This window comes from Corynebacterium sp. HMSC070H05, from assembly GCF_001837615.1.
GTDB lineage: Bacteria > Actinomycetota > Actinomycetes > Mycobacteriales > Mycobacteriaceae > Corynebacterium > Corynebacterium coyleae.
On the sequence record NZ_KV833341.1, the window covers coordinates 61,789 to 71,181 of the forward strand.

Annotated in this window: 7 protein-coding genes; all 7 read right to left on the minus strand. The window is 62.5% G+C overall.

The features are described from left to right. Positions 1–26 precede the first annotated feature (26 nt). Entirely contained in the window at positions 27–1,070 is a 1,044-nt protein-coding gene (gene lipA, locus HMPREF2617_RS08540) for a lipoyl synthase (protein WP_070816344.1), read from the minus strand. Positions 1,071–1,075: 5 nt separating this feature from the next. Continuing rightward, complete coding sequence (gene lipB, locus HMPREF2617_RS08545; protein WP_070614604.1) at positions 1,076–1,861, minus strand: lipoyl(octanoyl) transferase LipB; 786 nt, start codon at positions 1,859–1,861, stop codon at positions 1,076–1,078. A gap of 33 nt (positions 1,862–1,894) precedes the next feature. Continuing rightward, a complete protein-coding gene (gene gcvH / locus HMPREF2617_RS08550; protein WP_070422154.1) occupies positions 1,895–2,281 on the minus strand; it encodes a glycine cleavage system protein GcvH in 387 nt (128 codons plus the stop codon). Positions 2,282–2,283: 2 nt separating this feature from the next. Beyond that, positions 2,284–3,387 (minus strand): glycine cleavage system aminomethyltransferase GcvT, encoded by a 1,104-nt coding sequence (gcvT, locus tag HMPREF2617_RS08555; protein ID WP_070840523.1) that lies wholly within the window; start codon positions 3,385–3,387, stop codon positions 2,284–2,286. 17 nt (positions 3,388–3,404) lie between these two features. Further along, on the minus strand, positions 3,405–6,257 hold the full coding sequence (gcvP, locus tag HMPREF2617_RS08560; protein WP_070840524.1) for an aminomethyl-transferring glycine dehydrogenase: 2,853 nt from the start codon (positions 6,255–6,257) through the stop codon (positions 3,405–3,407). 99 nt (positions 6,258–6,356) lie between these two features. Further along, positions 6,357–8,057 (minus strand): dihydroxyacetone kinase family protein, encoded by a 1,701-nt coding sequence (locus tag HMPREF2617_RS08565; RefSeq protein WP_246821724.1) that lies wholly within the window; start codon positions 8,055–8,057, stop codon positions 6,357–6,359. 73 nt (positions 8,058–8,130) lie between these two features. Continuing rightward, the coding region (gene sucB, locus HMPREF2617_RS12335) for a 2-oxoglutarate dehydrogenase, E2 component, dihydrolipoamide succinyltransferase (RefSeq protein ID WP_246821725.1) at positions 8,131–9,393 on the minus strand (1,263 nt) is incomplete at its 5' end.

Genomic DNA, 9,393 nt, shown 5'->3' on the forward strand with positions numbered 1-9,393 from the left:
ACAGCTAAGACGCGGGCCAAAGACCCCTAGCGGGTCTCTACAGGGTGGTCCTCAGACGCGCCGTACTTCTTCAGCAGCGACGAGGCTTCCTGCGCGGTCTCACCCTGAGACGTTTCCGCGAGGTGCTTCAGGTTCTCCGGCAGTTCGAGCCCACGGTGCTTCATTGCTTCCACGTAGAGCTTGCCTGCACGGTAGGAGGAGCGGACCAGCGGGCCGGACATGACAGCGCCGAAGCCCATCTCGTAAGCAGCGTCGCGGTACTCGATGAACTCTTCCGGCTTCACCCAACGATCGATCGGGTGGTACGTCGGACCTGGGCGCAAGTACTGCGTAATGGTGATGATGTCGCAGCCGGCATCAACGAGGTCGTTGAGTGCCTCCAGGACCTCTTCACGGGTCTCACCCATGCCGAGGATGAGGTTGGACTTGGTGATCAAACCGAAGTCACGTGCCTGGCGGATAACGTCCAGAGATCGCTCGTAACGGAACGCCGGACGGATGCGCTTGAAGATGCGCGGGACAGTCTCCAGGTTGTGGGCGAAGACCTCAGGGCGTGCTTCGAACACTTCCTGGAGCAGATCCGGCTTGCCGGAGAAGTCCGGAGTAAGGTTTTCCACGCCGGTGTTTGGGTTAAGTTCGTGGATCTTGCGGACGACCTCTGCGTATAGCCAAGCACCCTCGTCTTCGAGGTCGTCGCGGGTCACACCGGTGATGGTGGAGTAGTTCAGGTTGAGGCTCTTGACCTCTTCTGCCACGCGACGCGGTTCGTCGCGGTCCAACGGATCCGGCTTGCCGGAGGCGATGTCGCAGAAATCGCAACGGCGCGAGCAACGCGATCCGCCGATGAGGAACGTTGCCTCACGCGATTCCCAGCACTCGTGGATGTTGGGGCAGCCGGCTTCCTGGCACACGGTGTGCAGCCCCGCTCCCTTGACCTTTTGCTTCATGTCCTCGTATTCGGGACCGGTCTTTACAGAGTTGCGGATCCAGCGTGGTTTCTTCTCAATTGGTGTCTGCGAGTTGCGCGCCTCAACGCGCAGCAGCTTGCGTCCTTCTGGTGCTACAGTCACGCCCCCTACCGTACATGTTTTGTCAAACCCTTCGACGGGTCCGGCCGAGTGGCAAACGTATGGTCCGCTACCACCAGTTCACCAGCCAAAGCTCGCTTGAGTTCGTGCACGACAGGGCCAGCCATATCGGCAGGCGTGATGTCGCGTCCGAGTTCGAGCGACATGGTGGTCACGTCGGCGTCGTCGATACCGCAGGCGACGATGTGTTCGTAGTGTTCGAGGGTGTTGTCGCAGTTCAGGCTCAGCCCGTGCATGGTCACCCCGCGGGTGATACGGATGCCAAGTGCTGCGATCTTGCGCTCACGTGTCGAGGCCTCAGGGGAGGCCGCCTTAGTTTCAGCGGGTACCCAGACGCCCGAGCGGCCGTCGATACGCCCTGCGGTGGTCACCCCGGCTGCCCGCACGGTTTGAATGAGGGCTTCTTCGAGGCGGCGCACATAATCGACGACATCTACCGGCTCGGCCAACTTAATAATCGGGTACACCACGAGTTGGCCTTCGCCGTGCCAGGTGATGCGACCGCCACGGTCCACCGTCACAACCGGGACGGGGTAGGAAGCATCCGGCATATCCTCCGGCTGGGTGCGCTTGCCGGCAGTGAATGTGGAGGGGTGCTCCAACACCAGGATGGTGTCGCCCACCTCATCCTTGGCGCGCTGCGCGGCAATCTCGGCCTGAAGATCCCAGGCCTGCTGATAATCCACGAGCCCCAGCTCGCGCACGTCAATGGGCGAGTCTGAGGCTCGGATGGACTTCTCGGCGGGGAAAAACGGGTCACGTGGCGCAGTCATGCGCCCAACCCTAGTCCCCGGCAGAGATGTGTACTACACGCCGTTAGCGGCGCCGTACTCGTCGGCGGTCATGAGCGGGCCGACCTCTTCGACCTCAACCTCGTAGAGCCAGCCTTCGCCGTACGGGTCGTTGTTGATGGCCTCATACGCGCCGTCGATGTCCTCGTTGACAGCGGTGACCGTGCCGGTGACCGGGGAGTACAGATCAGAGACCGACTTGGTGGACTCGATCTCACCGCAGGTTTCGCCTGCGGTGACGGTGTCGCCGACCTGCGGCAGTTCCGCGAACACAACCTCACCGAGGCGGTCAGCAGCGACGTGGGTGATGCCCACGCGTACGGTCTGGCCAACGGCGGTGTCCGGGGTGGCGTTGATCCACTCGTGGTCCTCGGAGTAGTAGAAATCCTGCTTCAGAGCCATAGTTATGCGTCCTCTCGGGTGTAAAACGGGGTTGCTGCAATAGTAAACGGGTAGCGGCGTCCGCGGATATCAACTTCCACTTCGGTGCCCACTTCCGTGTGTGCCGGATCCACATGTGCGAGTGCGACCGGGTAGCCCAGCGTCGGCGAAGGCTGGCCAGAGGTGACCACGCCGATCTTGTCCTCAGTACCCGCCAGGTACACCTCGGCGCCCTGACGTGCGGCACGGCGCTGCTCAGACGTCAGACCAGCGATAACGACGCTTGGTTCACGACCAGTGAGCGCCTGCTTACCGACGAAGTCCGCCTCCTTCTTTGCAAACGCACGGCCCATCCCGGCCTCCACCGGGGTGATGTCGGCGGTCAATTCGTTGCCGTACAACGGCATGGATGCCTCGAGACGCAGCGAGTCACGTGCAGCCAAACCACACGGGGTACCGGAGCCGATGACAGCGTCCCACACGGCAACGGTGTCTTCGGCCGCGCAGAACAGTTCGAAGCCGTCCTCACCGGTGTAACCGGTGCGGGCGACAAACACGTCGACTCGCTTCGCATCGTCGACTGTTGTGTCGTTCGAGCGAAGCGAGAACCAAGCGCCGGAGTAGTACTCAAGCGCGCCAGCATCGCCGTCCAGCAGCGGGTTGAGCACCTCGAGGGAGCGCGGACCCTGGACGGCAACTAGGCCGGTGGCTTCGGAGTCGTTGCGCAGCTCGACGTCGAAGTCGCCCTTGCGTGCCTCGAACGCCGCCCACACGGCTGCGGTGTTGCCAGCATTGGGTACAACCATGAAGTGGTTGTCGTCGAAGCGGTATGTGATCAAGTCGTCGAGGATGCCGCCGTTTTCATCGACAATCATCGAATACTTCGCCTTGCCCACCTTCAGGATGGACATGTTGGAGATCAACGCGTAGTCCAAAAACGCTGCAGCGTCCTGGCCCTTGACGTCGATTTCGCCCATGTGGGACAGGTCGAAAATGCCAACGTCGTTGCGCACCGCGCGGTGCTCTTCCAACTCGGAGGCGTACTTCAGCGGCATGGTCCAGCCACCGAAGTCGGTGAAGGAGGCGTTGAGCGCCTCGTGCTTAGCAAACAGGGGAGTCTGTGGCATGGGTGTTCTCCTTACTCCTAGTTGTCGGTGCCGTTAGTGTCGTCAGTGATGTCGAAGGCCTCCGGCGGCGGGCATGCGCATTGGAGGTTGCGGTCGCCGAATGCTTCGTCAACACGACGCACTGGCGGGAAGTACTTCTGGTGGACGAGACGATCCACCGGGTAGGCGGCCTGCTCACGGGTGAACTCGTACGGCCACTCGTCACGGGCCACGCTGTGCGCGGTGTACGGCGCGTTGTGGACCACGGACTTTTCGTACTCGATCTTGCCGTCAATGATCTCCTGGATCTCCGCACGGATGGAGCGCATTGCCTCGATGAAGCGGTCGATCTCAGCCAGGTCCTCGGACTCGGTCGGCTCCACCATGAGCGTGCCCGCAACCGGGAATGCCAGGGTGGGGGCGTGGAAGCCGTAGTCCACCAGACGCTTGGCCACATCGGCGGCGGTCACACCGGACTGATCAGTGAGTTCGCGCAGATCCAGGATGCACTCGTGGCCGACAAGACCGTTGTTGCCGGTGTAGAGGACCGGGAAGGAGTCGTTGAGTTCGTTCGCAATGTAGTTCGCGTTCAGCACCGCGTGCGCCGTGGCACTGCGCAGTCCTTCCGCACCGGACATGGCGATGTACGACCAGGAAATCGGCAGCACACCAGCCGAGCCAAACAGGGTGGAGGCCACCGGCACGCCAGCCGAGCCGTCGATCTCCGCAGCGGCCTGCTCTAGCGGCACGTTCGGGTTGGACGGCAAGAACGGGATGAGGTGCTCGGCCACACCGATCGGGCCAACACCCGGACCACCGCCACCGTGCGGGATGGTGAACGTCTTGTGCAGGTTCAGGTGAGACACGTCGCCGCCGAAGTCGCCAGGGCGGGCGATGCCGGTCAGGGCGTTCATGTTCGCGCCGTCGATGTAGACCTGGCCGCCAGCCGCATGCACCTTGTCACAGACCACGCGCACGTCTTCCTCGTACACGCCGTGCGTGGAGGGGTAGGTGAGCATGATCGCTGCGACGTGGCCTTCGTGCTTGGCCAACTTTTCGTCCAAGTCGTTGATGTCAATGGAGCCATCGTCCGCAGTCTTGACCACGACCACCCGCAGGTTCGCAAGCGTCGCCGACGCCGCGTTCGTACCGTGCGCTGACGCCGGAATCAGGCAGATGTCACGCTCGGTATCGCCGTTGGCCACGTGGTAGCGACGGATCGCCAACAGGCCGGCCAACTCGCCGTTCGCACCGGAGTTCGGCTGGACGGACACCTCGGCGTAGCCGGTGATTTCAACCAGCCAGGAGCGGATTTCGTCGATAAGCTCGCGCCAGCCCTCGGTGTACTCATCCGGGGTGTAGGGGTGCACGTTGGCAAAATCAGGCCAGGTAATCGCCTCAAGGCCCGCGGTCGGGTTGAGCTTCATCGTGCAGGAACCCAGCGGGATCATCGTGCGATCCAGCGCCAGATCCTTATCACCAAGTTCACGGATGTAGCGCATCATCTGGGTCTCAGAGTGGATGCGGTTAAACGTCTCGTGGGTGAGGAACTCGGTCTTGCGCACAAGTGCCGCAGGGATACGAGACTCGCCGGTCGCAGCCTCCGCGCCGAAGCCGGCCAGCAGCGCCGAAACATCCGCATCCGTGGTGTCCTCGCCAAAAGACACGCCGACCGTGTTGTCGTCAATCGCGCGAACGAGGTAGCCCGCCTGCGCAAACTTATCGACGACACCACGCGCCCCGTCAACCTCCACCGCAACAGTGTCGAAGAACTCAGCATGCTTGACCTTCACGCCAGCCTTCTCAAGAGCGGCAGCAAAATCCGTCGCGCGCTGGTGAATCGCGCGAGCGATCTGCGTCAGCCCGTCCGGGCCGTGGTAGACCGCGTACATCGACGCCGTCACCGCCAGCAGTGCCTGAGCAGTACAGATGTTGGACGTCGCACGCTCACGGCGAATGTGCTGCTCACGCGTCTGCAACGCCAGGCGGTATGCGGGGTAGCCCTCCGCATCCTTGGACACGCCAACGAGGCGGCCCGGCATCTGACGCTGCAACTTCTCGCGCACAGCCATGTAGGCGGCGTGCGGGCCACCGTAGAACAGCGGCACACCCAAGCGCTGGGTGGTGCCGATTGCGATATCCGCACCGAACTCACCAGGGGACTCCAACAGCGTCAGCGCAAGAATGTCCGCGTCAACCGCAACCAGGCCGCCACGCTCGTGGATCGCCTCGATCACCGGACGCGGATCCGCAACGTCGCCCTCGGTACCCGGGTAGGCAAACACCGCGCCCACCAGGTCCTCGCCGACAACACCCTCGGTGAGGTCAACAACCTCAACCTCAAGATCAATCGCACGGGCGCGCTCTGCAGCCACGTTGATCACCTGCGGATGCAAACGAGCATCCAACAGCACACGGCGACCCTTCTTCACCACACGAGCCATCAGGCCAACTGCTTCCGCGGCGGCTGAGGCTTCGTCGAGAAGCGAAGCGTTCGCAATATCCAAACCAGTCAGATCCTGCACCATGGTCTGGAAATTCAGCAGCGCCTCCAGGCGCCCCTGAGAAATCTCCGGCTGATACGGGGTATACGCGGTGTACCAGCCAGCATCCTCCACCACACCACGACGAATCACCGGTGGCGTGAGAGTCGAGTTAAAGCCCTGGCCATAGAACGCGCGCAAGACCTTGTTCTTGCCAGCCAACTCACGCAGTCGAGCCTGAGCCTCGTATTCCGTAAGCGCATCCGGCAGATCAAGCGGCTGCTCAGCCAGGATCCCGCCTGGCACCGCTGCAGCAATCAGCGCATCGATACTTTCGTAACCCAGCGCGTCCAGCAATTGCTGCTGTTCATCCTGGTTTGGGCCAATATGACGGGAAATGTAATCCAACTGAAGGCTCCTTATCTCGGGGCGTACGAGCACGCCCAAGCATAGCGGGCAAACACGTCCGTGACACCCACCAATAAGACAAAGCGGTCTACCAGGGTTTTAGAACTCCCTCACGTCCGCTGCACCAAACAACCACGTCACCGCAATCGCGCCGGGATCCGGCACGTCCTTTGCTCTTTCTCCCAGGTAGGAGGCCCGCCCCTTCTTCGCCTGCATGCCGCGGGTGGACTTTGCGCCCTCGACGGCAGCTGCGAATACGTGCTCAAGAACGTCCTCCACAGTGGCAGCGCCATCGAGCGATTCGGTGGCCTTTGCGGCGGGCACGAGGGCGTCGATAAGCGTGTTGTCGCCCTCCTTCGCGCCACCGAGCTCAGTAATGGCAGTCACGCCGTTTTGCAGGCCCTCAGCCAGCGCCTTGCCAAACGCAGCGCCGTCCGCTTCCCGCGAATCCACATTGGCGCGCTCAAACACGTCAGCCATCTCGCGGAAGAACGTGCCCAGCACCGCCCCCGACGTACCACCCGCGCGAACCAACATCCGATGGGCGAAGAAGTTCAGCACCTCGGAATCATTGCCCCGAATCGGGGTAGTCATATCACCGAAGGCCGCCTCCATGTTCTGGCCAAAGTCGCCATCGCCGGCCTCGCGGTCTAGCGCCGTCAGGTCGTCGTAGGCAGCTGCGAGGCGATCCACAAAGGCCGAAAGCCACACGTTTGCCTCGCCACTGTCTGGCTGCTGTTCGTCGTCCGTCATCGTGGCGTCGGAATACTGCGGGTCGCGGACCAAATCAGGCCAGGCTGGTGCCTGGGTTTCCGCGTCGAGCAGGCTGATGAGCTCGTCGTCGAGTGCTGTCACCGTCAGCGAAATACCAGCCATGTTCAGCGACGTCACCAACGACCCACGCATGCCGCGACGCACCGTCACACCACGGTCCGACAACTGCTTGAGGGCCTCGCCGAACACCAGGTCTAACTCCAGCTCGCTCGTGCCACCCAAACCGTTCACAAACAGCATGGCGTCATCCACCTCAACGCCGTTGTCCTTGAGCGAGGCCAGCACCGCATCGAGGAGCTCCTCGACCAACGCCTTTGCCGACGGCTTCGACCCCGCCTGATCACGACGCTCCACACCCGGCTCACCGTGAATACCAACACCGACCTCAATCTGCCCCTCGTCGAGGTCGAACGTCGCGCGGTCACTCGTCGGGGAGTGGCCAGGCTGCAGCGCCACCGCCATGCTTCGCGACTGATCCGCCGCCCGCTGCGCAACCTCCGCAACGGCGCCGAGGTCGTCGCCACGCGCCGCAGCAGCACCCGCAATCTTCTCGACGATCACCGTCGCCCCCGTACCCCGCCTCCCCGGCGAGTCATCGTTGTCGATCTCGGTTGCCACATCGTCAGCCACCAACACCTGCTTCACCTCCGCATCGGCGTGGTTGCCCGCAACGGTGAAGTTCATGACATCGCCCGTGTAGTTCTTCACCACATGCACAACGCCACGGCCACGATCTGCCCACTCCGTTGCCGCGCCAATCTGCACCGCGTTCGGGGACGTAAACAGCAGCCCCGGGCAAGCCGCGTCCAGCATCCCCTCGCCGACGAACCCGGCGTGCATCGGCTCGTGACCCGACCCGCCGCCGGAGATGACGGCGACGCGGGCGGGGGAGTCGTCGTCACGCAAAAGCCCCACGAACCCCTCGTTGTGCCACTCCGCAAAAGGATGCGCGGCCACAAGGCCGCCGAGTGCCTCGCGCATGAAATGTTCAGTGTTGTTGCGGAAAGATTTGAATGTGCCTGTCATGCGCGCCAGTGTAAACATAAAAAGAAGGCCCGGCACTGACATAAATCAGTGCCGGGCTTTCGCCTGCTAGAGGTTAGATATCGAGGTCAGCCTCGAAGTCACCCTCCTCGATGCGGTCCTTGATGGTCGTGACGAAACGACCAGCGTCCGCACCGTCGATCAGCTGGTGATCGTAGGTGAACGGCAGGTAGCACATCTGACGGATCGCGATGGAGTCAATGCCATCCTCGGTCACGATGACCGGGCGCTTCTCAATCGCAGCCGTACCCAGAATGCCAGCCTGCGGCGGGGTCAGCACCGGAGTATCCAGCAGCGCACCCTCGGAACCAATGTTGGTCACCGTGAAGGTTGCGCCAGACAGGTCGTCCGGACGCAGCTTCTTGTTGCGTGCGCGCTCGGCCAGGTCGGTGATCGCCTTCGCAATCTCCGCAAGGTTCTTCTTCTGCGCCTGCTTGATCACCGGCACCAACAGACCCATCGGGGTATCAACAGCGATACCGATGTTGACGTCCTCGTGGTAGGTGATCTCCTTCGCATCCGCGTCGTAGGAAGCGTTCACGTTCGGGTGGGACACAAGCGCCTCTGCCGTGGCCTTGATGAAGAAGGCCAGGTACGTGATGTTTGCGCCATGCTTCTCGACGAACGCCGGCTTCACCTTCTTGCGCAGCTCCGCCACACGGGTGACGTCGACTTCCTGCACGTGGGTCAGCTGGGCAGTCGTCTGCAGCGACTCGACCATCTTCGCAGCGGTGATCTCGCGGATGCGGTTCACGCGCTGAGTGGTGCCGATGAGCTCCGCCTTCGCCGGATCCACAGACTTGGTGGACCAGTTCGCACGCTCGCCCTTCGGCTGCTCCGTCTGCTCCTTCGTCGCAGACGAGGAAGCAGATGCACCCTCAGCCTTACCGCCCTCAGCGGCAGCCAGGACATCCTGCTTACGGATGCGGCCACCAACACCAGTGCCCTCAACCGTGTTCAGATCAACGCCGTGCTTCTCAGCCAGCTTGCGCACCAGCGGGGTGACGTACGGGACGTTGTCGCCGTTGTTCACCTTCGCGGAAGCGTTCTTGGACTCGGTGGAAGCAGCCTTCGGAGCCTCCTGCTTCGGCTCTTCCTTCGGCTCCGGCTTCTTCTCTTCAGCCTTCTCTTCGGCCTTCTCCTCGGCCTTTTCTTCAGCCTCTTCGACCTCGTCCTCGGCCTCGTCGGCGGAGTCGTCGGAAGCAGCAGCGGCGTCAGCGTCGCCGATGATCACGATCACGTCGCCCACCTCAACGGTGTCGTCCTCTTCAGCGAGGATCTCGATGATGGTGCCAGCAACCGGGGACGGGATTTCGGT